Consider the following 24,398-nt stretch of genomic DNA (forward strand, 5'->3'; position numbering starts at 1 on the left):
GTGATCGCCGCAGTCAGCGACGTCTTGCCGTGGTCGACGTGACCGATCGTGCCAATGTTGACGTGAGGCTTATTGCGCTCAAACTTGCTCTTTGCCATTTCCGGCTCTCCATTTTGCGTGAGCCCTCAAGGGCTCCAATTCTTGTTGTCGCCCCGGCACGAGGCCGAGGCGTATTTTGGATCGGTATTCCGATTACTTCTGACCGGAATACTTAGCCTGGATTTCGGTCGCGACGTTCGACGGAACCGGTGCGTAGTGATCGAAGGTCATCGAATACTGTGCACGGCCCTGCGACATGGAGCGCAGGTTGTCGACGTACTTGAACATGTTCGCGAGCGGAACGTGAGCGTTGATAACGATCGCGATGCCGCGCTGTTCCTGGCCCTGGATCTGGCCACGACGGGAGTTCAAGTCGCCGATAACGTCACCGACGTAATCTTCCGGCGTCACAACTTCGACCTTCATCATCGGTTCGAGAAGCTGTGCGCCAGCCTTCTTTGCCGCTTCACGGAAGCAAGCACGCGATGCGATTTCGAACGCGAGGACCGAGGAGTCGACGTCGTGGAAGGCGCCGTCCATCAGGGTTGCCTTGACGCCGAGCATCGGGAAGCCCGCGAGCGGACCCGAAGACAGAACGCTCTCGATACCCTTCTGAACGCCGGGGATGTATTCCTTCGGAATGGAACCACCAACGATCTTGGATTCGAACTTGAATTCGTCGCCATCTGGGTTCGGTTCGAAGACGATCTTGACGCGCGCGAACTGACCGGTACCACCGGACTGCTTCTTGTGCGTGTAATCTTCTTCGTGCGTGCGTGTGATGGTTTCGCGGTAGGCAACCTGCGGCGCACCGACAGTAGCTTCTACCTTGAATTCACGACGCATGCGGTCGACGAGGATGTCGAGATGCAGTTCGCCCATGCCGGCGATGATCGTCTGGCCGGATTCTTCATCCGTCTTGACGCGGAACGAAGGATCTTCAGCAGCCAGGCGGTTAAGCGCGAGGCCCATCTTTTCCTGGTCGCCCTTGGTCTTCGGCTCGATGGCGATCTGGATGACCGGCTCAGGGAATTCCATACGCTCGAGGATAACCGGGTGCAGCGGATCACACAGGGTGTCGCCGGTCGTGGTTTCCTTGAGACCTGCGAGAGCCACGATGTCGCCTGCAAAGGCTTCTTCGATGTCTTCACGGGAGTTGGAGTGCATCTGCAGCATGCGGCCGACGCGCTCGCGCTTTTCCTTGACCGTGTTCATGACGGCCGTGCCCTTGGTGAGCTTGCCGGAATAGATACGGGCGAAGGTGAGCGAACCAACGAAGGGGTCGTTCATGATCTTGAAGGCCAGCATCGAAAGCGGCTCATCATCCGACGGATGACGGGCGATTTCGGCTTCGGTCTTGACGTCGATACCGTTGATGGACGGGATGTCGAGCGGCGAAGGCAGATATTCGACAACGGCGTCGAGCAAAGGCTGAACGCCCTTGTTCTTGAACGCAGTGCCGCAGAACATCGGATGGAACTTGACGTCGATGGTACCACGACGAACCAGCGCACGGATCTTGTCATTGTCCGGCATGATGCCGTTCAAGTAGTTTTCCATGGCTTCTTCATCGATATCGACGACCTGTTCGATCATCTTCTCGCGGTATTCGGCAGCCTTTTCCTTCATGTCGTCAGGAATCTCGACGACGTCCCAGGCAGCGCCGAGCGACTCGTCGCGCCAGATCAGGGCATTCATCTCGATGAGATCGATGACGCCCTTGAACTCGGTTTCTGCACCGATCGGGAGCTGCATGACAACAGCGATGGCGCCGAGACGGGTTTTGATCATTTCTACCGAGCGGTAGAAGTCAGCGCCGGTCTTGTCCATCTTGTTGCAGAAGATCATCCGCGGGACATGGTACTTCTCGGCCTGACGCCAGACGGTTTCCGTCTGCGGCTCTACGCCGGCGTTTGCGTCGAGAAGAGCGATCGCACCGTCGAGCACGCGCAGCGAACGTTCGACTTCAATGGTGAAGTCGACGTGGCCGGGAGTGTCGATGATGTTGAAGCGGCGCATCTTGCCGTCACGGCCCTTCCAGAAGGTCGTGGTCGCAGCGGAGGTGATGGTGATCCCACGCTCCTGCTCCTGCTCCATCCAGTCCATGGTGGCTGCGCCATCATGAACTTCGCCGATCTTGTGCGACTTGCCCGTGTAGTAAAGAATCCGCTCTGTGGTCGTGGTCTTGCCGGCGTCGATATGCGCCATGATACCAAAGTTGCGGTAGTCTTCGATTTTATATTCGCGAGCCATAGGACTGCCTTTCGAAACTCGATCGGATGAAGATTACCAACGGTAATGCGAGAATGCGCGGTTTGCGTCCGCCATCTTGTGGGTGTCTTCACGCTTCTTGACGGCGCTGCCACGGTTGTTCGAAGCATCCATGAGTTCGCCCGAGAGGCGATCGATCATGGTGGTTTCGTTACGCTTGCGGGCAGCAGCGATCAGCCAGCGGATGGCGAGAGCCTGACGGCGCTCCGGACGAACGTCGACCGGGACCTGATAGGTTGCACCACCAACACGACGCGAACGGACTTCGACGTGCGGAGCGACGTTGTCGAGGGCTGTGTGGAAGATGCCGAGCGGATCGGCCTTGGACTTGCCCTGCACGGAGTCAAACGCACCGTAGACAATGCTTTCGGCGACAGACTTCTTGCCGTGAAGCATGATGGCATTCATGAACTTAGTGACGATCAAATCGCCGAACTTAGGGTCCGGATTGATCTCACGCTTTTCTGCACTATGGCGTCGGGACATATTACTCGTCTCTCAAACGGTTTAGACGCTTTATCACGCGGAGAACCTCGCGCAGCGCCGGAAAATTGGAAATCCGAAGGATTACTTCGGACGCTTCGCACCATACTTCGAACGGCGCTGCTTACGGTTCTTGACGCCCTGGGTGTCGAGAACGCCGCGGATGACGTGGTAACGAACGCCTGGCAAGTCCTTTACGCGGCCGCCACGGATCATGACGACAGAGTGTTCCTGCAGGTTGTGACCTTCACCCGGAATGTAGCCGATGACTTCGAAGCCATTGGTGAGGCGAATCTTGGCAACCTTACGCAGAGCCGAGTTAGGCTTCTTCGGGGTCGTCGTATAAACGCGGGTGCAAACGCCGCGCTTCTGCGGGTTTTCCTGCAGAGCAGGAACCTTGTTGCGCTTTACCTGCGCCTGGCGTGGCTTACGGATCAGCTGGTTTACGGTAGGCATATACCCATCCCTTGCAAAATCTTCTTTCAAGCCCCTTTCGGGACCATTCGGATGCCGTTTCCGGCGGCGACACACACATCTCCTCATGCACGAAACGTGGCCCGATCCGTATCCGGATGGACCACATAAGGCAGAGGACGCATTGAAAGCGCGTCGTGCGTGCAGCATTCTTGTAGTCAACGTGCGTTTTTTGGAAACCTGTTTGAGGCGAACTCCGGAGAAAGACTCTCCAGACGCACATGTCTCACATGGTGTCCGATGCCGCGGCGTTTACTGACTTAACCCTTCTGCGTCAAGAGCTGGCCCGAAAATAATGGCGGAAAGCCTTGTTTACCGGGGTTTTCGATCGCCTGAAAAGCCGCCCCAAAACATTAAAGTTCGACCCCGGCATTTCCGTTTGGGAATCACTGAATATGGCAATAAAGGAGGTTTTGGAACATTCCTCGCTCTTGCCTCTTGATGACAATGAAGCGTCAGCCCCTTTACCTGGAGATTGCACATGGCAAACCCCGCCGATAACGACAACACGCTCGATGACCCGATGATTTTCATCATTATCGGCAAGGCTTACGAGACCAAGGGCGGCGAAGGCATCGAGATGCATGTCATTCTGCGCGCACCCGACGATGACTCCGCCGTACGCGAGGCGCTGAACGCGCTGACCGAAGAAGGCTTCCTGGAGGCCGACCTCGATCAGATCGGCGTCCTGACCGACGAGCCGCCGGAAGAGCCGCATGCATCCGCCTATCAGGGTGCGCTTGAGGGCGAAGTCGCGATCATTCGCTTCGACTGAACTTATTTTAGATCTAGATAAACGGAAACGCCCGGATCGCTCCGGGCGTTTTTTTGTGGTGCGTTCCTGAAAAGAGAGCGCCCGTTTCCGGCCGCCCTACCCTCGCAGCCTTATTCGGCCGGAGTCTTTTCCGGGTTCATGTTCTGCAGCATCGGTGTAGCCGAGCTTGCGCCCGAACCCTTCTTACGTTCCTCGAGGATGAGGTCGTCGCGCGAAGTGGCGATGCGGCGGATCTGCGTCATGGTGCCGCCAGTACCAGCCGGGATGAGACGGCCGACGATGACGTTTTCCTTCAGACCCTGCAGCGTATCTGTCTTGCCGGCGATTGCAGCTTCCGTGAGAACCTTTGTGGTTTCCTGGAAGGATGCAGCCGAGATGAAGGACGGCGTCTGCAGCGATGCCTTGGTGATGCCGAGCAGTACCGGGTCGCCGAACGCAGGCTTCTTGCCTTCCTCGATGAGACGGTCGTTGGCATCGTCAAGCTCGATCCGGTCGACATTGTCACCGACGATATACTGGCTGTCGCCGCTATCGGTGATCTCGACCTTCTGAAGCATCTGACGAACAATCACTTCGATGTGCTTGTCGTTGATGACAACGCCCTGCAGACGGTAGACTTCCTGGATTTCGTTGACCAGGTAGGAAGCAAGTGCTTCCACGCCCTTGATCGCCAGGATGTCGTGCGGCGCAGGATTGCCGTCGAGGATGTAGTCGCCCTTTTCGATGTAGTCGCCTTCCTGAAGGTGGAAGGGCTTGCCCTTCGGGATCAGGTATTCGACTGCTTCGACACCGTCTTCGGCAGGCTCGATCTGGACGCGACGCTTGTTCTTGTAGTCGCGGCCGAGGCGGATCGTACCATCGATCTCAGCGATAATGGCGTGATCCTTCGGACGACGAGCTTCGAACAGTTCGGCAACGCGCGGCAGACCACCGGTGATGTCCTTGGTCTTGGCGCTTTCCATCGGGATACGCGCCAGAACATCGCCCTGCGATACCTTGCTGCCCGGTTCTACGGACAAGATGGCATCGACGTTGAGGTTGAAGCGGGCGTCACCACCACGCGACAGCTTCATGATCGCACCCGAAGCGTCCTTGATGACGATTGCAGGCTTCAGATCGATACCGCGCGGGGTCGAACGCCAGTCGATAACCTGACGCTTGGTGATACCCGTGGATTCGTCTGTCGATTCCGATACCGAAATCGAGTCGACCATGTCCTCGAAGAACACCGTACCGGCGACTTCCGTCATCATCGGGCGTGTGTAGGGGTCCCACTCTGCAAGACGCTGACCACGACGAACCTTGTCGCCGTCATCGACATGCAGCTTCGAACCGTAGGCAACGCGCTGCGAGGAACGCTCGACACCACGCTCGTCGAGAATGGTAACCGACATGTTGCGGCCCATTGCGACGAGAACGTTTTCCGAGTTGCGCAGCATGTTGCGGTTCTTGATGAGGATCGTGCCCTCATAGGACGCTTCCAGGAACGACGAGTCGACCACGTTTGCCGTACCACCCAAGTGGAACGTACGCATGGTCAGCTGGGTACCAGGCTCACCGATCGACTGAGCAGCGATAACGCCGACAGCCTCACCCATGTTGACCGGGGTACCGCGCGCAAGGTCACGGCCGTAGCAGATCGAGCATACGCCTGTCTGAACTTCGCAGGTCAGTGCAGAGCGGATACGGATCGACTGAATGCCGGCCTTTTCGATCTCGATGACATCGGGCTCGAGGATCATGCGACCAGCATCGACGATGCGCTCACCCGTGACTGGATGATCGATGTCGTCGAGGGCCGTACGACCGAGAACGCGGGTACCGATGGACGCAACAACCTGACCGGCGTCAACGATGGCGGTCATGGTGAGACCGCTCTCGGTGCCGCAATCGACCATGTTGACGATGCAGTCCTGGGCCACGTCGACGAGACGACGGGTCAGGTAACCGGAGTTCGCCGTCTTCAAGGCGGTGTCTGCGAGACCCTTACGGGCACCGTGGGTCGAGTTGAAGTACTCGTTAACGGTCAGGCCTTCTTTGAAGTTCGAGATGATCGGGGTCTCGATGATTTCACCCGACGGCTTCGCCATCAGGCCGCGCATGCCGCCCAGCTGACGCATCTGGTTCGGTGAACCACGGGCGCCGGAGTGGGACATCATGTAGATCGCGTTCATCGGCTTCTGGCGACCGGTCTCTGCGTCGAATTCGACAGCCTTAATGCGGGCCATCATGTCTTCGGCGACCTTCTCGGTGGCCTTACCCCAGGCGTCTACGACCTTGTTGTACTTCTCGCCCTGAGTGATCAGGCCGTCGTTGTACTGCTGTTCGTATTCCTTCACGAGGGCTTCGGTATCACCGACGATTTTCACCTTCGAGTCCGGGATGATCATGTCGTCCTTACCGAACGAAATGCCAGCCTTGCACGCATGGGTGAAGCCGAGCTGCATGATACGGTCGCAGAAAATGACCGTGTCCTTCTGACCGCAGTGGCGGTAGACCGTGTCGATCATCTTGGAGATGTTCTTCTTGGTCATTTCCTGGTTGCAGGTCTCGTACGGCACCTTGAAGTTCTTCGGCAGAAGTTCGCCGATGATCATACGACCAGGTGTCGTTTCATAGATCTTGGAAACTGGCTTGCCGTCCTCGTCGACCGTCTTGAAACGACCGCGAATCTTGGCGTGCAGGGTGACGACCTTGTTTTCCAGAGCATGGTGCAGTTCGCCCATGTCCGAGAAGACCATGCCTTCGCCCGGCTCGTTCTGATTGAGGATCGACAGATAGTACAGGCCGAGAACCATGTCCTGCGAAGGAACGATGATCGGTGCGCCGTTTGCCGGGTGCAGAATGTTGTTGGTCGACATCATCAGCACGCGGGCTTCAAGCTGGGCTTCCAGCGAGAGCGGCACGTGAACAGCCATCTGGTCACCGTCGAAGTCGGCGTTGAAGGCCGTGCAGACGAGCGGATGCAGCTGGATGGCCTTGCCTTCAACCAGAATTGGTTCGAAGGCCTGGATGCCCAGGCGGTGGAGCGTCGGTGCGCGGTTGAGGAGAACCGGATGCTCGCGGATGACCTCGTCGAGGATATCCCAGACTTCCGGCTTTTCCTTTTCAACCAGCTTCTTCGCCTGCTTGACGGTCGAGGAATAACCCTTGGCGTCGAGACGGGCGTAGATGAACGGCTTGAACAGCTCGAGCGCCATCTTCTTCGGCAGGCCGCACTGGTGCAGCTTCAGTTCCGGACCGGTCACGATGACCGAACGACCGGAATAGTCGACGCGCTTGCCGAGAAGGTTCTGGCGGAAGCGGCCCTGCTTGCCCTTGAGCATGTCGGACAGCGACTTCAGCGGACGCTTGTTGGCACCGGTGATGACGCGGCCACGACGGCCGTTGTCGAACAGCGCGTCCACAGATTCCTGCAGCATGCGCTTTTCGTTGCGGATGATGATGCCGGGAGCGCGCAGTTCGATCAGGCGCTTCAGACGGTTGTTACGGTTGATGACGCGGCGGTACAGATCGTTGAGGTCGGACGTCGCGAAACGACCGCCGTCAAGCGGAACCAGCGGGCGCAGATCCGGTGGGATGACCGGAACGACCTTCATGATCATCCATTCCGGGCGGTTGCCGGATTCCATGAAGTTCTCAACGATCTTCAGGCGCTTCATCAGCTTCTTCTGCTTGAGATCCGAAGTGGTCTCAGCAAGGTCCGTGCGAAGGTCGCCAGCGATCTTTTCGAGGTTCATCGATGCCAGCATCTCGTAGATGGCTTCAGCACCGATCATCGCCGTGAACTGATCTTCACCGAACTCGTCGATGGCGATCATGTATTCCTCTTCCGACAGAAGCTGATTTTCCTTCAGCGACGTCAGGCCAGGCTCGGTGACGATGTAGTTCTCGAAATACAGCACGCGTTCGACATCCTTCAGCGTCATGTCGAGCAGTGTCGAGATACGCGAAGGCAGCGACTTCAGGAACCAGATGTGGGCGACCGGAGCAGCGAGCTCGATATGGCCCATGCGCTCGCGGCGAACGCGCGACAGTGTGACTTCAACGCCGCACTTTTCGCAGATGATGCCCTTGTACTTCATGCGCTTGTACTTGCCGCACAGGCATTCGTAGTCCTTGATCGGTCCGAAAATGCGCGCGCAGAAAAGACCATCGCGTTCAGGCTTGAACGTACGATAGTTGATCGTTTCCGGCTTCTTGATCTCGCCGTAGGACCACGACAGGATCTTTTCCGGGCTCGCAATCGAGATCCGGATCGAATCGAAGTGCTGTGCGGGCACTGTCGGGTTGAAAAGGTTCATGACCTCTTGGTTCATGCCTGTCTCCTTGATGGGGCGTAACGCCCTCAGTCGGGTCGCGGTACCGGCAAATTCCCGGGATGCCGATCCTCGATCCATAAATGACAATAACCGCAGAATGCGGCAAAACTCCCCTCACCCGATGCAAACTCCACCGGCGGAGGGAATGGCGTGCGCGGTTGCCCCCGCACGCCCCTTGTCAAATTTTATTCAGCCGCGTCGGGCAGTGCGTCAGCCGTATCGAGCTTGGAATTTTCCAGTTCGACCGACAGACCCAGCGAGCGCATTTCCTTGACGAGAACGTTGAAGCTCTCCGGAATGCCTGCCTCGAACGTGTCGTCGCCTCGGACGATCGCCTCGTAGACCTTGGTACGACCTGCCACGTCGTCCGACTTCACCGTCAGCATTTCCTGCAGGGTGTAGGCGGCGCCGTAAGCTTCCAGAGCCCAGACTTCCATTTCCCCGAAGCGCTGACCACCGAACTGAGCCTTACCACCGAGCGGCTGCTGGGTGACGAGCGAGTACGGACCAATCGAACGCGCGTGGATCTTGTCGTCCACAAGGTGGTTCAGCTTGATCATGTACATGTAGCCAACAGTCACCTGACGGTCGAAGGCTTCACCGGTACGACCGTCGTACAGGGTCGACTGACCGCTTTCGTGCAGACCGGCCTTCTTCAGCATCGAAGCAACGTCTGGTTCATGCGCACCGTCGAAAACCGGCGTTGCGATGGAGACGCCCTTGCGGGACTGTTCGGCAAGTCTGACCAGCGAGTCATCGTCGAAGTCGACGACTTCGTTCTTGGCCTCACTGGCATACACGTCGGTCAGAACTGTCTTCAGCTCGCCGATGTCCATGGTCTTGCGGTATTCGTCGAGGAGCTCGCCGATCTTCTTACCCATGCCGGCGCAAGCCCAGGCAAGGTGGGTTTCGAGGATCTGACCGACGTTCATGCGCGAAGGCACGCCCAGCGGGTTCAAGCAGATGTCGACATGGGTACCGTCTTCGAGGAACGGCATGTCTTCGACAGGCACGATACGCGAAACAACGCCCTTGTTACCATGACGGCCGGCCATCTTGTCGCCCGGCTGGATCTTGCGCTTCACAGCGACAAAGACCTTGACCATCTTCATCACGCCCGGAGGCATTTCGTCGCCGCGCTGGACCTTTTCGACCTTGTCCATGAAGCGATGCTCGAGCAGCGACTTCGACTCGTCGTATTGACCACGCAGTGCTTCGATCTCGCCCTGTACCTTTTCGTCTTCGACCGCAAACATCCACCACTGGGAGCGGGGATATTCGGAGACGACGGCGTTGGAGAGCTCGACGCCCTTCTTGAAGCCCTTCGGACCGGCGACAGACGCCTGACCACGGAGCATCTCGATCAGACGGCCGTAGACGTTACGGTCGAGGATCGCCTGTTCGTCGTCGCGGTCCTTGGCGAGGCGTTCGATTTCCTCGCGTTCGATCGCCATCGCACGTTCGTCCTTTTCGACGCCGTGACGGTTGAAGACGCGAACTTCGACGACGGTGCCGAACGTGCCCGGAGGCATACGCATGGACGTGTCGCGAACGTCGGAAGCCTTTTCACCGAAGATGGCGCGCAGAAGCTTTTCTTCAGGCGTCATCGGGCTTTCGCCCTTCGGTGTGATCTTGCCGACGAGGATGTCGCCCGGCTGAACTTCGGCGCCGATATAGACGATGCCGGCTTCATCGAGGTTCTTCAGCGCTTCTTCCGATACGTTCGGAATGTCGCGCGTGATTTCTTCAGGACCAAGCTTCGTGTCGCGCGCCATCACTTCGAATTCTTCGATGTGGATGGAGGTGAACACGTCGTCAGACACGATGCGCTCGGACATGAGGATCGAGTCTTCGTAGTTGTAGCCGTTCCAAGGCATGAACGCGACGAGCGCGTTGCGGCCAAGAGCCAGGTCACCGAGGTCGGTCGAAGGACCGTCAGCGATGATGTCGCCCTTGTTCAGAATGTCGCCGACGGCGACCAGCGGACGCTGGTTGACGCAGGTATTCTGGTTGGAGCGCTGGAACTTCTGCAGGCGGTAGATATCGACGCCGGACTTGCCGGATTCGAGGTCTTCCGTCGCACGGATAACGATACGGGTCGCATCCACTTGGTCCACAACACCGCTACGGCGGGCAGCGATCGCCGCGCCGGAGTCACGCGCAACCACAGGCTCCATGCCGGTGCCGACGAACGGCGCTTCGGCGCGAACCAGCGGAACCGCCTGACGCTGCATGTTGGACCCCATGAGGGCGCGGTTGGCGTCGTCGTTTTCGAGGAACGGGATCAGAGCCGCTGCGACGGAGACGAGCTGCTTTGGCGAAACGTCCATCAGGTTGACGGTGTCGCGCGGGGACAGCATGACTTCGCCGGAATGGCGGCAGACCACGAACTCTTCGACGAAGGTGCCTTCGGAGGTGAGTTCCGAGTTCGCCTGCGCAACGTAGTACTTCGCCTCTTCCATAGCGGAGAGATAGACGACGTCCTTCGTGACCTTGCCATCGATGATCTTGCGGTACGGGCTTTCGATGAAGCCGTACTTGTTGACGCGGGCAAAGGTTGCAAGCGAGTTGATTAGACCGATGTTCGGGCCTTCCGGCGTTTCGATCGGGCAAATACGGCCGTAGTGGGTCGGATGAACGTCGCGGACTTCGAAGCCTGCGCGCTCGCGGGTCAGACCACCCGGGCCAAGTGCCGAAAGACGACGCTTGTGGGTGATTTCCGAAAGCGGGTTCACCTGGTCCATGAACTGCGACAGCTGCGAGGAACCGAAGAATTCGCGAACCGCGGCAGCAGCCGGCTTCGCATTGATCAGGTCCTGCGGCATGACGGTGTCGATCTCGATAGACGACATGCGTTCCTTGATGGCGCGCTCCATGCGGAGCAGGCCGAGACGGTACTGATTTTCCATCAGTTCGCCGACGGAACGAACACGGCGGTTGCCGAGGTTGTCGATGTCGTCGATTTCGCCCTTGCCGTCACGCAGTTCGACGAGCATCCGGACCACGGCCAGGATATCGTCCTTGCGCAGAACGCGCATCGTGTCTGGAGCGTCGACGTCGAGACGCATGTTCATTTTCACGCGGCCGACGGCGGAGAGATCGTAACGCTCCGAATCGAAGAACAGCGAATTGAACATGGCTTCGGCCGAGTCCATCGTCGGCGGCTCGCCCGGACGCATGACGCGGTAGATGTCGAACAGTGCATCCTGACGATGCTCGTTCTTGTCTGCGGCCAGCGTGTTGCGGATGTAGGCGCCAACATTGATGTGGTCGATGCCGAGAACCGGGATCTCGTCGAAACCGTGGTCGAGGATGACCTTGAGGGTCTTCTCGTCGATTTCGTCGCCGGCTTCGAGATAGATCTCACCCGTCGAGTAGTTGACGATGTCTTCGGCCAGATAGTTGCCGTAGAGGTCGTCATTCGTTGCCTTGATGGCCTTGAGGCCCTTCTCGGTCAGCGAACGAAGCAGACGCGGGGTCAGCTTCTTGCCGGATTCCACAACGACTTCGCCCGTATCGGCGTCAACCATTTCCGACAGCGCCTTGGCACCCTTGAGGGTTTCGGCGTTGAACGGAATGCGCCAGCCTTCGCCGTCGCGAACATAGTTGGACTTCGTATAGAACGTCGACAGGATTTCTTCGCCGTCCATGCCGAGTGCCATCAGCAGCGACGAGACGGGGATCTTGCGGCGACGGTCGATACGCGCGTAGACGATATCCTTGGCGTCGAATTCGATGTCGAGCCAGGAACCGCGATACGGAATGACGCGAGCAGCGAAAAGCAGCTTGCCGGACGAGTGGCTCTTGCCCTTGTCGTGGTCGAAGAACACGCCTGGCGAACGGTGCATCTGAGACACGATGACGCGTTCGGTACCGTTCACGATGAACGTGCCGTTGTCGGTCATGAGCGGCATGTCGCCCATGTAGACGGACTGTTCCTTGATGTCCTTGATGGACTTCGCGCCCGTATCCTCGTCGATATCAAACACGATGAGACGCAGCGTCACCTTGAGAGGCGCTGCGTAGGTCAGATCGCGCTGACGGCATTCTTCGACGTCGAACTTCGGCGGTTCGAATTCGTAGGACACGAATTCGAGCATGGAAGCGCCGGAGAAATCGCTGATCGGGAAGACAGACCTGAACACGGAGTTCAAACCTTCGTCCGGACGACCACCCTTCGGCTCTTCAACCATCAGAAACTGATCGTAAGACGCCTTCTGAACCTCGATAAGGTTCGGCATTTCTGTGACTTCGGGGATTTTCCCAAAAAACTTGCGTACGCGCCTGCGACCGTTAAATGAAAGGGTCTGAGCCATCGTCGCTCCTTCAAAATTGCATCCGGGCCTGCAACGGACGGGGTTCGCTGGCCAGTCGATCCCGTCGAACATGGTATTCTCAAACTCGTCCTACTTCCCGAAAGCGAAAGGCCGGATTGCCTTCTCGGTTCGGTTCAGGACCATCCTCTTGAGAACCCATTACCCAGGGGCCGTTTTCACGATCCCTGGGTAATAGTTTCGGAGGAAGAAAGCGGGGGAGACTGATCTCCCCCACCGTATTCCGATATTACTTGACGTCGACCTTGGCGCCTGCGTCTTCAAGCTTCTTCTTGAGGTCTGCAGCTTCAGCCTTGGAAACGGCTTCCTTGACAGCCTTAGGAGCGCCTTCGACGAGGTCCTTAGCTTCCTTCAGGCCGAGACCTGTGATTGCGCGGACTTCCTTGATGACGTTGATCTTGTTAGCGCCGGCTTCAACGAGGATAACGTCGAATTCGGTCTTTTCTTCTTCAACGACAGCAGCAGCACCGCCGCCAGCAGCAGCAGCTGCGACAGGAGCAGCAGCCGAAACGCCCCACTTTTCTTCGAGCATCTTGGAAAGCTCAGCAGCTTCCAGAACGGTCAGGGCGGACAGGTCTTCAACGATCTTTGCGAGATCAGCCATTTTATCAGTTCCTTATATTCGGTTCGAACTTGGTTTTGAACAGCGAAAAACCGCCTTACGCGGCTTCGTCCTTCTTTGAGTAAGCCGCAAACACGCGAGCAAGCTGAGCTGCTGGTGCGGATACAACCGTTGCAATGCGGGTAGCCGGGGCGTTCAAGAGGCCCAGCAGCTTGCCACGAAGCTCGTCCAGCGAAGGCAGGGTCGCAAGCGACTTGACTGCTTCAGCGTTGAGCGTGGTTGTTCCCATGGCTCCACCGAGGACAACGATCTTGTCGTTAGTCTTGGCGAAATCCACGACGACTTTGGGAGCAGTGATCGGGTCATTGCTGTAGGCAATGAGTGTCTGACCGGTGAAGAGATCGGAGATCCCTTCTGCTTCCGTACCCTGAAGAGCGATCTTGGCCAGGCGGTTCTTCGCGACTTTGACGGTGCCGCCAGCAGCACGCATTTTTGAACGGAAGTCGTTCATCTGCGCAACTGTGACACCAGCATAGTGGGCCACGACAACTGAACCAGAAGCCTTGAAGACTTCATTCAGCTCCGTGACGAATTCGCGTTTTTCCGCTCTTTCCACTGTCTGTCTCCAGTTGATAGGACCGCAATCCTGCAGGCCCTACCGGGTTTGCCTTTGCCTCGAACGATCGTTTGACGGACCGTCCGTGGCGGTTGAGGATCCTGTCCCCCCGCTCTGTCGCCACGAAGGCTTCAGGCTTAAGGCACACAAGGCTCGAACCGAATTGACAACGCCGGAGCGCCGAAAATCTGCGTTCTTACCCGTCTCATGCAGGCCAAGTGATTAAGGGAAAACCACCTGCAATCTCGGACAGGAATTCCGGATTTCTCCGGAAATTCCCGCTCCCCGAAGGGAGAGGGAATTCATGCAGCCGGAGCCCTGGGGCTCCGGCAATTCATTAAGCGGCTGTGACCGACGAAGGCTCGATCTTGACGCCTGGGCCCATCGTCGACGAAATCGCGACGCGCTTCAGGTAGTTGCCCTTGGCGCCAGCCGGCTTTGCCTTGATGACGGCGTCAGCAAAGGCACGGATGTTTTCTTCGAGTGCCTTGGCATCGAAGGAAGCCTTGCCGATGCCGGCGTGAACGATACCGGCCTTCTCGACGCGGAACTCGACAGCGCCGCCCTTGGAAGCCTTGACGGCTCCGGCAACGTCCATGGTCACAGTACCGACCTTCGGGTTCGGCATCATGCCACGCGGGCCGAGAACCTTACCGAGACGACCGACGAGCGGCATCATGTCAGGAGTTGCGATGCAACGATCGAAGTCGATCTTGCCGCCCTGAACGATTTCCAGCAGGTCTTCTGCGCCAACAATGTCTGCACCAGCAGCCTTGGCTTCATCAGCCTTGGCGCCACGTGCGAAAACAGCAACGCGAACGTCACGGCCGGTGCCGTTCGGCAGGTTGACAACGCCGCGGACCATCTGGTCTGCGTGACGCGGGTCAACGCCGAGGTTCATCGAGATTTCGACGGTTTCGTCGAACTTAGCCGTCGCACGTTCCTTGACCATCGAGATGGCTTCGGTGAGAGCGATGAGCGTTGTCGGATCCACGCCTTCGCGGATCTTCTTCATGCGCTTTGCGAGCTTTACCATGTTAAGCCACCACTTCCAGGCCCATGGAGCGGGCAGAGCCCTCAACCATCAGCATTGCGCCTTCGACGTCGGCTGCGTTGAGATCCTTCATCTTACCTTCGGCGATCGCACGGACCTGAGCCTTGGTGATGGTACCGGCCTTGCCACCCTTGCCAGGTGTCTTGGAACCGGAAGTGATCTTCGCTTCCTTCTTCAGCCAATAAGTAACCGGCGGCTGCTTCATCGCGAAGGTGAAGGACTTGTCCTGGTAGTAGGTGATGACGACCGGGATCGGCATACCCTTTTCCATTTCCTGCGTGGCGGCATTGAACGCCTTGCAGAATTCCATGATGTTGATGCCACGCTGACCAAGCGCCGGGCCGATTGGCGGGGACGGGTTAGCCGATCCTGCCTTGACCTGAAGCTTGAGCTGGCCTGCTACTTTCTTAGCCATTTCTCTGCCTTTCGTTATGGACCGATATCTTGGTCCGAAATGCCGGATTGACCGGCGGCTGCGGTTGCGTGGTGCGGCTTACCGAGGTCCGGCTAGACCCCTCACCTTCCACGCGGGTTACGGCAAACGCCGCACAGGGCCGCCAACTCAATGGCAGCCCATATTCAAAAACAATCAGACCTTCTCGACCTGAGCGTATTCGAGCTCCACCGGAGTGGCGCGGCCAAAGATCGACACTTCGACCTTGAGGCGCGAACGCTCTTCATCGACATCCTGAACAACGCCGTTGAACGACGCGAACGGACCATCGGAAACACGAACCTGTTCACCAACCTCGAACGAGATCGAGGACTTCGGCCGCTCGACACCTTCCTGAACCTGACCGAGGATACGATCGGCTTCGGAGTCAGGGATCGGAACAGGCTTGTTGTCGGAACCAAGGAAGCCGGTAACCTTCGGCGTGTTCTTGATCAGATGGTAGGCTTCGTCCGTCAGGTTCGCACGAACCATGACGTAGCCTGGGAAGAACTTGCGTTCGCTATCGACCTTTCGGCCGCGACGCACTTCCACAACCTTTTCCGTCGGAACGAGGATCTGTTCGAACAAATGCTCAAGCCCCTTCTGGCGAGCCTTGTTCTCGATGTCCTCAGCGACCTTTTTCTCAAAGTTCGAATATGCGTGGACGATGTACCAGCGGGCCGCCATCTTAATACTCCAGGATCAAACGCTGACGTTCAGCACGAAGCCGAGCAACCAGCCAATAAGCTGGTCCGCAGCGAAGAAAAACAGCGCCGCAACCACGACCATGACCAGAACCATGATCGTCGAGATCGTGGTTTCACGGCGGGATGGCCAAGTGATTTTAGACGCTTCGGAACGAACCTGCTTGAAGAACGTTGCCGGATTGGTTTTGGATGCCATCGATTGCCCACGCAATTACGGCACGTAAAGCCGATATCGTTCAGCCCCACGCACCGCGTGTCTGTTGTTCCCTACATAAACACCCATTTCCCGTTAAACAAGAGGAAAAAGGTGCCTACATGAAATTCCCAACTTTGGACAACAACCGCTCAGCGCCTATCAATTACAGTCGCAAGCTATGTGTTGTGCGAAGGCTGGCAGGGGCAGCCGGGCTTGAACCGACGACCTGCGGTTTTGGAGACCGCCGCTCTACCAACTGAGCTATACCCCTTCAAACCGAAGACTGACGGACCATCAAGATCCTCTCCGTCACCGGCTAGGCGCTCCCTTTAAGACGCTGCGCCGGACTTGGCAAGAGTGTTTTTCGAACTTTGCCAGGCTATCTGAATTTGCCGCCGACGTTGTCGCCGAGATCTCTTGCCGAGACCGGGGACAAGACTTGATCCGGCTTCCCCAGGAGAAGATCGCGCGTTGAAAGCTCGACGGCGCCCGTCGCCGTCCCGGTCGCCGGCACGCGCCTCTCTGTTGGCAGCGGAAGCCGTTGCCATGCCAGACGCGGCGGTTTTTCGACGAAGGCACCAGGTTCGTTGACGGTGCGGTCGCGAACGCGGGTGATGATCGATTCGATCGCGAGCGCGCGGCCCTCTTCGTGATAGAAATTGCCCTTGATCTGTACCGTGCCGGCCAATGCCTTGATGAAGGCGCGCAGCAGGTTCGCGTCAAGCGGCTCGGGGTCAGACCAGAACGAGTCGATCCCGCCCTGATGGGTCAACCCGGGCATGTCGTAAACTGCCGCACCGAGTGCAATCGTCGGAAGACCGGCTCTCAGGCTGTGCATCGCCGTCGTGGAGTTGGCAACGATCGTCCCGTGCGAATGGCGAAGGATCGCTCCGAGATCACCTCTTTCGATAAACACGACCCGGTTCGAGACGCGGTAGCGGGCGGCAATCTTCGACACGATCTTGCGCCAGCCCTCGAGATCGTTGTCGAGCGGATGCTGCTTTACGATCAACCGCGCGCTTTCGGGAGCATGTCTCGAGAACGAGTGGATGACCTGATCGATCATCTGAGAGAGATGCCGATAAGGAGAGTTTGCTCGGATCTGGTAGTCGCTCTGCAATTGCAGCGCCAGGAGGTAATTCTTGCCAGTTTCGCCGTCGAAAAATCCCACTGGCAGATCGTGGCGCGAACGGAACATGCGCGGCAGCCACGACAGATAGTCGAACAGCGGATCGTAGTACTTGTCCGAGCGGTAGAACGGGAACATCGGGCGGCCGAAATATGCCAGGAGATTATAGATGACCTCGTTTGTCGCCTCCTGTCCGAACGTGTGGCCGTAGCGCGCCTTGAGATCCGGTTCGGGAACCTGCTCGGCAACCTTGCGAATCACGTTCGGATCGTTGGGGAAGTGCGAGAAGCGGCCCATGCCATTGCGTTCGAGCGTGATCCAGTCCGGCCGAAGATAGCCGAACTCGACGGCATGACACTGAATGCCCAACCGACGTGCAACGCGTCCGGCAAAGCGATGGTAGGGCAGCCTGTCGGCATAATAGAGAATGTCGGTGATGCCTTCGCGACGGATGAGTTCAGCCAGATAGCGTGGCCAGGCCCTCAGCGTTCCGCGATAGTTGATCGCTCCGGACTTGCGCCAGTAGGCCTGGTCTCCGAACGAGAAGTTCACACGCTTCGTACCGATCCCCTGCGCTTCGAACGCGTTTGCCAGCTCGCGCCAGAACACGGACGGTGGACCTTGGAGAAACAGGACTTTTGTCATTCGAAGCCAATACCGCTTGATTCGGGATCATGAAATTGAGGGTCGTTTAGCCTGATCGGGGTTCTCCCGACGTAATACACAGCTCCCCGTACGTGAGACGGATGCCAATTCACACAATTACCGTTAAACAGTTCCGGTACTTTCACGAAGGCACCACCGTCGTCAATGGCGCCTTTTACGCACGAAGCATATCCCAAGGTTACGTCGCCATGCATCAACGCCGATTCCTGCTGCTTCAAGGACCTGCCTCGCCGTTTCTCAAGAAGCTCGCAGAAGCCATTGAAAACAAAGGCGCGGAGGTATCGAAGATCAACCTATCCATAGGTGATGTGGCGTTTTGGTGGCCGCGCAAAAGCGAACTGTTTCGCGAAAAGCCTGAACATTGGGCAGTGTATCTCGATCGCTACATAAGCGATCACAATGTAACCGATATCGTCATGCTTGGTGATGGTCGTGCGCCGCATCACAGCGCGGCTGCCGTTGCGTCAGCCAGAGGCGTTGACGTCCATATTCTCGAACACGGGTATCTGCGGCCCGACTGGCTGACGATAGAGCCGGATGGCATGTCGGCACATTCTCGCTTCCCGCAGGATGCGGAGCGTATCCGCATGATCGCGGAAAGCGCACCGGCCATTGACGGGGTCGGACGCTACCGCTCCAGCTTCTTCACCTACGCGCTCTACGATCTTGTCTATCACGTTCCCAATGTTCTCTTGGGATGGCTCGTTCATCCCCACTACCGGACCCATGGGCCCGTGCATCCGGTTAGGGAATATGCCGGCTGGATCTGGAAGGCGCTGAGGATGAAATCTCGGCGACGGAACGCCGATCTCGCGACCACAGCCGCCCTCACCCCGATTCAGACGGCGGATGGCGTGCGCTTGCCTCGGGTCTTCCTGTTTCCATTGCAGCTTCCTGGGGATTACCAGATCATCCGTCACGCCCCCGGCGGCGACCTCTTCGCCATCGTCGATTCGGTGATTGCTTCTTTCGCAAAGCACGCAGGCAGTAACGACCGCCTGCTGTTCAAGGTCCATCCGATCGACAATGGACTGTCGCGCTGGCCCGAGCGCATCCGGGCCGCCTCAAACCGCCACGGAATATCGGACCGTGTCTTCTATGCGGATGGCGGCGACACCGACGACCTTATCACCCGCGCGGCCGGCGTCGTCACAGTCAACTCGACCGTCGGACTGACCGCGCTATCGATGGCAAAGCCGGTAGTTGCGCTGGGCGCTGCGGTTTACGACATCCCCGGGCTGACGTTCCAAGAGCCACTCGCGGAGTTCTGGACGAATCCGGGACGGCCGGACATGGAACTGTTCGACGCCTTCCAGCGGGCGCTTGCCGCGACGACGCAGGTCCGCGGTGGTTTCATCGGGAGAGACGCGATTGAAGCAGGCGCCGAGAATGTTGCAGCACGGCTGATGGAGCCTGCGCCACGCCTGCCGAAGAGCTGGGCCAAGCCAGGCGGCAGCACGCAGTTCCGCTATATGAATGAACTCTTTGGCTGAACGGCGTACGCGCTTCCTGCGGACGTCTCCTCACCGATTTCAACACGCTGTAACGAAAAAGGCCCCGCGGTTTCCCGCGAGGCCTTTTTCAAGTGGTTGATCTATCGATTACTCGATGATCGAGGCAACGATGCCGGCGCCGACGGTACGACCGCCTTCGCGGATCGCGAAGCGCAGCTTTTCTTCCATCGCGATCGGAACGATCAGCTCGACTTCAACGGTGACGTTGTCGCCTGGCATAACCATTTCCGTGCCTTCTGGAAGCGAAACGATACCGGTCACGTCCGTTGTACGGAAGTAGAACTGAGGACGGTAGTTCGTGAAGAACGGCGTATGACGGCCGCCTTCTTCCTTCGTCNATGTTTCCGGCTGTCCTTCGATTCTACCAGGAAGCGAAACGATACCGGTCACGTCCGTTGTACGGAAGTAGAACTGAGGACGGTAGTTCGTGAAGAACGGCGTATGACGGCCGCCTTCTTCCTTCGTCAGGATGTAGGCTTCTGCCATGAACTTCTTGTGCGGCTTGACCGAACCCGGCTTGCACAGGATCTGGCCACGCTCAACGCCGTCACGCTGTACGCCACGGATCAGAGCGCCGATGTTGTCGCCGGCCTGGCCCTGGTCGAGCAGCTTGCGGAACATTTCAACGCCGGTAACAGTCGTCTTGGTCGTGGCGCGGATGCCGACGATTTCGACTTCTTCACCAACCTTGACGATGCCACGCTCGACGCGACCGGTCACGACCGTACCACGGCCCGAGATCGAGAACACGTCTTCGATCGGCAGCAGGAACGGCTGGTCGATCGGACGCTCAGGCGTCGGGATGTAGGCGTCRACAGCTGCCATCAGTTCGCGAACGGCGTCTTCGCCGATCTTCTTGTTCGAATCTTCAAGAGCGGCCAGAGCCGAACCCTTGACGATCGGAATGTCGTCGCCCGGGAAGTCGTAGGACGACAGAAGTTCGCGGACTTCAAGTTCGACGAGCTCGAGAAGCTCTTCGTCGTCAACCTGGTCAACCTTGTTGAGGAACACGACGATTGCCGGAACGCCAACCTGACGAGCAAGCAGGATGTGCTCGCGGGTCTGTGGCATCGGGCCGTCGGCAGCCGAGCAAACCAGGATCGCGCCGTCCATCTGCGCYGCACCGGTGATCATGTTCTTRACGTAGTCGGCGTGGCCGGGGCAGTCGACGTGTGCGTAGTGGCGGTTTGGCGTYTCGTATTCGACGTGTGCCGTCGAAATGGTGATGCCGCGGGCCTTCTCTTCAGGAGCAGCGTCGATCTGGTCGTAGGCCTTGAATTCGCCGAAGTACTTCGTGATCGCCGCAGTCAGCGACGTCTTGCCGTGGTCGACGTGACCGATCGTGCCAATGTTGACGTGAGGCTTATTGCGCTCAAACTTGCTCTTTGCCATTNGTTACGGACGTACGGCCTTACAGGCAGGGAGGCCCGAGACAGGCTCGTGATCGCCGCAGTCAGCGACGTCTTGCCGTGGTCGACGTGACCGATCGTGCCAATGTTGACGTGAGGCTTATTGCGCTCAAACTTGCTCTTTGCCATTGAATGCTTCCTGTGAACATAAGAGGTTGACCCGGCGACCGGGTTTGGTGTCGCCGTTTAAGGCTTTCCCAAGGATTGCGCAAGACATAATTACGCCGCCGCCCCGTACAAGGGGCAGGCCGAAAGATGGCGCCCTATCTGCCTGTATTTCAAGGCCTCGGCGTGTCGCCTTCCCCGTCCGCCGCCGAGATGGTCGCGTCAGAGATGGTGATGGCCTGATACGTAATCCTGACGTCCGATCCGGTTTTTGCGCGTGCCGCACGTGATCAACACGAGCACAAATCGACGCGATGTTTGAATGGATCAAACCGGTCGAAAATAGAAATCATCTGTCCGGGATATTGGAGCGGGTAGCGGGAATCGAACCCGCGTATTCAGCTTGGAAGGCTGCTGCTCTACCATTGAGCTATACCCGCGGGGGTGGTCCGATCTCGAAGACGAATGGTGGAGAGAGTTGGATTTGAACCAACGTAGGCGTAGCCAACGGATTTACAGTCCGTCCCCTTTAACCACTCGGGCATCTCTCCATTCGTCTGGATCGTTAGACCAAGTCTGCTGACCGTCAGGCTTGCCGCCCCTCGGTCTGCGCCGCGTATATGACGGCCTCATGTCCGTCTGTCAACACGACCTCTTTGAAAAAAGGAGGAAAAAATTGGATATCGTCATGCCACCGGACGAAGGCTCGAGCGGAGGGCTTTGCCGAAACCGCGCTCCTCGATATAAGGCAGCATGAGCACAAAAGATCCTAAAGACAAAACCGCCCGCGACACCCATTACGCGACGCTTCGCCGGAATGTTCGCGATACCAAGCGCGAACGCGGCGAGATCCCGACGCCGCAGCAGGGCCGCGTCAAATCCAACAAGGGCGCCAAGGATTGGACGCCACCGCAGCTGCAGCCGGAACAGGTGCTGCTCTATGGTCTCCATACGGTTCGGGCTGCGATCCAGAACCCGGAGCGCAAGCTGATCAAGCTTTCGGTGACACAGAACGCCTTTATGCGACTGGAGATCGGCGAATCGAGCGAGCTGTCTTTTCCTGTCGAGTTCGTCTCGCCGCAGGATATCGACAAGGTGCTGGGTCCCGAGGCGATCCACCAGGGCGTGATGCTGGAAACGCGGCCCCTGCCCGTACGCCGGCTTGAAGCCCTTAAAGAGAGCCCGCTCCTCCTGGTACTCGACCAGGTAACGGATCCCCATAACGTCGGTGCCGTCATGCGATCGGCCGTAGCCTTCGGCGCCGGCGCACTCATCACCACCCAGAGACATAGCCCTACCGAGTCAGGCGTGCTGGCAAAATCCGCGTCCGGCGCACTGGAACTCATCCCGTATATCCAGATCACCAACCTCGCCGACGCGCTGGAATCGATCCACAAGCTTGGTTTCCAGACGATCGGGCTTGATTCGGAAGGTCCTGCCCCGCTGGAAGGCACGTTCTCCGGTGAGCGGATTGCTTTGGTCCTCGGATCCGAGGGCAAGGGCTTGCGCCAGAAGACCCGCGAAACGGTGAATGCGTTGGCCCGGCTCGACATGCCCGGCGAGATCAAGTCGCTCAACGTCTCGAATGCCGCAGCGATTGGGCTTTACGCGACAAGGCAGCATCTCCTGAAGATCTCCTGAAATCACATCAGCGGCCTGACGAAAACCGTCGGGCCGCCGCGCTCCATCCTGGCGCAAGCTTTATATGAGTATTTCCTAATTATCTTAAATGGGAGAGCTTGGATGGATCGCGGGACCTGGAAGCAACCTGTCATCCTGGAAATCTTCGGCCAACCGGGGCCGATCATCGTGCAAGGCACGCTGGATGCCGCTCTTATGCTGCTCAGCGGATGGCCGGCCGCACGCACAGAAGCGCATATGGCGGCGGTGATGGCGTGCCGCGATGTGCTGACGGGCCGAAGCGTCGCGGCCCTTGCCCGCGCCGATTTCATTGAGGCCGCACTCGAGGCCGGCTTTCATGTTCAACCGCAAACCTTTCTTGCCGATATCGATGCCGAACCAATCAAAGACGTCCCGGCCTCACTTGCGACCCTGCCGGTCTCGCCGGACCGCCTCGCCCCCCTCGCACCGTTCCGGCGCCGCCTCAGTAAGTCGCCCCGCTTACGCGGGCTTACCCTTGCTTATACCGAGCGCGATGCTGACGAACTGGATTCACTCCCGTCATATCACCACCCGGTGATTAGCTGGAGCGAGCCGCATTCCGCGGCATCGGGGGCTGGGCCGGCCAGCCCACACACACCCTGCATGCGCGAATTATTGGCAGAGCTCTCGCGGACGATCGGCATGATTGCACGGCTCGGCGCCCGACGCGCCGCGGGCGTGCTGCGACCCCAGCTTCGCCACGGAGCATCGGATCTTCCGGCCGCGGCGGATGCGCACCTTGGCAATTCCTGGACCGTCGGTCGTCAGCAACCAATGGCATAGGCACGGTGATGTAGAGGCGAGACGAGCTTGCGCTGCTGAAGGCAAGGCAGTAGATCGTCTTCATGATGAGTATGCTTTCCATATTCGAGACGATCGCGCTCGATGCAGGCCGCACGATTCTTGAGATCCGTGACCGTGGCGCTCATACCCACTACAAGCCTGACCACTCGCCGGTGACGGAGGCCGACGAAGCCGCGGAAGCGATCATTCTCGAAGCGCTTGCGCAGCATTGGCCGGCGATCCCCGCGGTTGCAGAAGAAGCCGTCGCCGCCGGGCAGATCCCGGATATTTCCGGTGGTCGTTTCTTTCTGATCGACCCGCTCGACGGCACACGTGAATTCATCAACGGCCGCGATGACTTCACCGTCAATATTGCGCTTATCGAAAACGCCCTTCCGACCGTTGGTATCGTGTATGCTCCGGCGCTCAACGTCGGCTATGGCGGCGCACAGAACCAAGCGTCCAAGCTTTCGATCGCCCCCGATTTCATCATCGAAAACCGTCAGGCGATCCGCGCCCGCGTCATGCCACGGCGACCCATCGCCTGTGCCAGTCGGTCCCACCGAACTGTCGAAACGGATGATTTCCTGGCGCAATACGGCGACCTCGAAACCCTTTCCGTCGGTTCATCGCTGAAATTCGGTCTGCTGGCGGAAGGTGCCGCCGACATCTATCCGCGGTTCGGCCGGACGATGGAATGGGACACGGCAGCAGGAGATGCGGTCTTGCGCGCCGCCGGTGGCAAGACCTGCGCTATCGACGGACACCCGCTCCGGTACGGCAAGGTCGGTCGATCGGATGAGACTGATTTCGCCAATGGCGACTTCATCGCGACCGGCGCATCGGTTGATGCACTGTAGTTTA

Annotated in this window: 18 protein-coding genes, 3 tRNA genes and 3 pseudogenes; 5 read left to right on the forward strand and 19 right to left on the reverse strand. The window is 58.3% G+C overall.

Annotated elements, in window-relative coordinates:
* The 4 genes from ASG19_RS24665 to rpsL all read right to left on the reverse strand — a co-directional run.
* A partial coding sequence (locus tag ASG19_RS24665) for a GTP-binding protein (RefSeq protein WP_141681087.1) occupies positions 1 to 98 on the reverse strand: 98 nt, incomplete at its 3' end.
* A 94-nt stretch (positions 99 to 192) separates the two neighbouring features.
* Positions 193 to 2,292: an elongation factor G gene (gene fusA / locus ASG19_RS00005; RefSeq protein WP_062453161.1), complete on the reverse strand. Its 2,100-nt coding sequence runs from the start codon at positions 2,290 to 2,292 to the stop codon at positions 193 to 195.
* Between the two features lie 33 nt (positions 2,293 to 2,325).
* On the reverse strand, positions 2,326 to 2,796 hold the full coding sequence (gene rpsG, locus ASG19_RS00010; RefSeq protein ID WP_062453162.1) for a 30S ribosomal protein S7: 471 nt from the start codon (positions 2,794 to 2,796) through the stop codon (positions 2,326 to 2,328).
* An 81-nt stretch (positions 2,797 to 2,877) separates the two neighbouring features.
* Entirely contained in the window at positions 2,878 to 3,249 is a 372-nt protein-coding gene (gene rpsL / locus ASG19_RS00015; protein ID WP_042618537.1) for a 30S ribosomal protein S12, read from the reverse strand.
* Positions 3,250 to 3,748: 499 nt separating this feature from the next.
* Between rpsL and ASG19_RS00020 the strand changes: the two genes are divergently transcribed.
* Positions 3,749 to 4,042 (forward strand): hypothetical protein, encoded by a 294-nt coding sequence (locus tag ASG19_RS00020; RefSeq protein ID WP_062453163.1) that lies wholly within the window; start codon positions 3,749 to 3,751, stop codon positions 4,040 to 4,042.
* Between the two features lie 110 nt (positions 4,043 to 4,152).
* Here ASG19_RS00020 and rpoC read toward each other — a convergent pair whose 3' ends face one another.
* The 10 genes from rpoC to ASG19_RS00070 form a co-directional block, all read right to left on the reverse strand.
* On the reverse strand, positions 4,153 to 8,361 hold the full coding sequence (rpoC, locus tag ASG19_RS00025) for a DNA-directed RNA polymerase subunit beta' (protein ID WP_062453164.1): 4,209 nt from the start codon (positions 8,359 to 8,361) through the stop codon (positions 4,153 to 4,155).
* A gap of 188 nt (positions 8,362 to 8,549) precedes the next feature.
* On the reverse strand, positions 8,550 to 12,680 hold the full coding sequence (gene rpoB / locus ASG19_RS00030; RefSeq protein WP_062454716.1) for a DNA-directed RNA polymerase subunit beta: 4,131 nt from the start codon (positions 12,678 to 12,680) through the stop codon (positions 8,550 to 8,552).
* A gap of 247 nt (positions 12,681 to 12,927) precedes the next feature.
* Positions 12,928 to 13,302 (reverse strand): 50S ribosomal protein L7/L12, encoded by a 375-nt coding sequence (gene rplL, locus ASG19_RS00035; protein ID WP_062453165.1) that lies wholly within the window; start codon positions 13,300 to 13,302, stop codon positions 12,928 to 12,930.
* A 55-nt stretch (positions 13,303 to 13,357) separates the two neighbouring features.
* Positions 13,358 to 13,876, reverse strand: a complete 519-nt coding sequence (gene rplJ, locus ASG19_RS00040) for a 50S ribosomal protein L10 (protein ID WP_062453166.1) — start codon at positions 13,874 to 13,876, stop codon at positions 13,358 to 13,360.
* A gap of 337 nt (positions 13,877 to 14,213) precedes the next feature.
* On the reverse strand, positions 14,214 to 14,912 hold the full coding sequence (rplA, locus tag ASG19_RS00045; protein ID WP_062453167.1) for a 50S ribosomal protein L1: 699 nt from the start codon (positions 14,910 to 14,912) through the stop codon (positions 14,214 to 14,216).
* A gap of 1 nt (position 14,913) precedes the next feature.
* The gene (gene rplK, locus ASG19_RS00050; RefSeq protein ID WP_062453168.1) at positions 14,914 to 15,345 is read right to left on the reverse strand and encodes a 50S ribosomal protein L11; all 432 of its coding nucleotides are present in this window, start codon (positions 15,343 to 15,345) and stop codon (positions 14,914 to 14,916) included.
* 174 nt (positions 15,346 to 15,519) lie between these two features.
* A complete protein-coding gene (gene nusG / locus ASG19_RS00055) occupies positions 15,520 to 16,050 on the reverse strand; it encodes a transcription termination/antitermination protein NusG (RefSeq protein WP_062453169.1) in 531 nt (176 codons plus the stop codon).
* Between the two features lie 15 nt (positions 16,051 to 16,065).
* Positions 16,066 to 16,266, reverse strand: a complete 201-nt coding sequence (gene secE, locus ASG19_RS00060; RefSeq protein ID WP_062453170.1) for a preprotein translocase subunit SecE — start codon at positions 16,264 to 16,266, stop codon at positions 16,066 to 16,068.
* A 195-nt stretch (positions 16,267 to 16,461) separates the two neighbouring features.
* Positions 16,462 to 16,537: transfer RNA gene (locus ASG19_RS00065), tRNA-Trp, on the reverse strand.
* Positions 16,538 to 16,645: 108 nt separating this feature from the next.
* Complete coding sequence (locus ASG19_RS00070; RefSeq protein ID WP_062453171.1) at positions 16,646 to 18,040, reverse strand: capsular biosynthesis protein; 1,395 nt, start codon at positions 18,038 to 18,040, stop codon at positions 16,646 to 16,648.
* Positions 18,041 to 18,249: 209 nt separating this feature from the next.
* Between ASG19_RS00070 and ASG19_RS00075 the strand changes: the two genes are divergently transcribed.
* Positions 18,250 to 19,554: a capsular biosynthesis protein gene (locus tag ASG19_RS00075; RefSeq protein WP_062453172.1), complete on the forward strand. Its 1,305-nt coding sequence runs from the start codon at positions 18,250 to 18,252 to the stop codon at positions 19,552 to 19,554.
* Positions 19,555 to 19,662: 108 nt separating this feature from the next.
* On the opposite strand, the pseudogene tuf (ASG19_RS24145) reads toward ASG19_RS00075, so the two are convergent.
* From tuf (ASG19_RS24145) to ASG19_RS00090, 5 genes and pseudogenes are all read right to left on the reverse strand, one after another.
* Positions 19,663 to 19,912, reverse strand: a pseudogene (tuf, locus tag ASG19_RS24145) (elongation factor Tu); the annotation flags it as partial.
* A gap of 1 nt (position 19,913) precedes the next feature.
* Positions 19,914 to 20,967: pseudogene (gene tuf / locus ASG19_RS00080) on the reverse strand (elongation factor Tu); the annotation flags it as partial.
* A 2-nt stretch (positions 20,968 to 20,969) separates the two neighbouring features.
* A pseudogene (locus ASG19_RS23740) lies at positions 20,970 to 21,113 on the reverse strand (GTP-binding protein); the annotation flags it as partial.
* 342 nt (positions 21,114 to 21,455) lie between these two features.
* A tRNA-Gly gene (locus ASG19_RS00085) sits at positions 21,456 to 21,529 on the reverse strand.
* Between the two features lie 26 nt (positions 21,530 to 21,555).
* Positions 21,556 to 21,640: transfer RNA gene (locus ASG19_RS00090), tRNA-Tyr, on the reverse strand.
* A 202-nt stretch (positions 21,641 to 21,842) separates the two neighbouring features.
* Between ASG19_RS00090 and ASG19_RS00095 the strand changes: the two genes are divergently transcribed.
* The 3 genes from ASG19_RS00095 to cysQ all read left to right on the forward strand — a co-directional run bounded on the left by ASG19_RS00095 (position 21,843) and on the right by cysQ (position 24,394).
* A complete protein-coding gene (locus ASG19_RS00095; protein WP_062453174.1) occupies positions 21,843 to 22,730 on the forward strand; it encodes an RNA methyltransferase in 888 nt (295 codons plus the stop codon).
* A 102-nt stretch (positions 22,731 to 22,832) separates the two neighbouring features.
* Positions 22,833 to 23,534 carry a DUF982 domain-containing protein gene (locus ASG19_RS00100; RefSeq protein WP_062453175.1) on the forward strand — a complete coding sequence of 234 codons (702 nt, stop codon included), beginning with the start codon at positions 22,833 to 22,835 and terminating at the stop codon, positions 23,532 to 23,534.
* Between the two features lie 62 nt (positions 23,535 to 23,596).
* Complete coding sequence (gene cysQ / locus ASG19_RS00105) at positions 23,597 to 24,394, forward strand: 3'(2'),5'-bisphosphate nucleotidase CysQ (protein WP_156466377.1); 798 nt, start codon at positions 23,597 to 23,599, stop codon at positions 24,392 to 24,394.
* Positions 24,395 to 24,398 lie beyond the last annotated feature (4 nt).

Origin of the sequence: Rhizobium sp. Leaf306 (genome assembly GCF_001423425.1) — a bacterium.
Lineage (GTDB): Bacteria > Pseudomonadota > Alphaproteobacteria > Rhizobiales > Rhizobiaceae > Neorhizobium > Neorhizobium soli.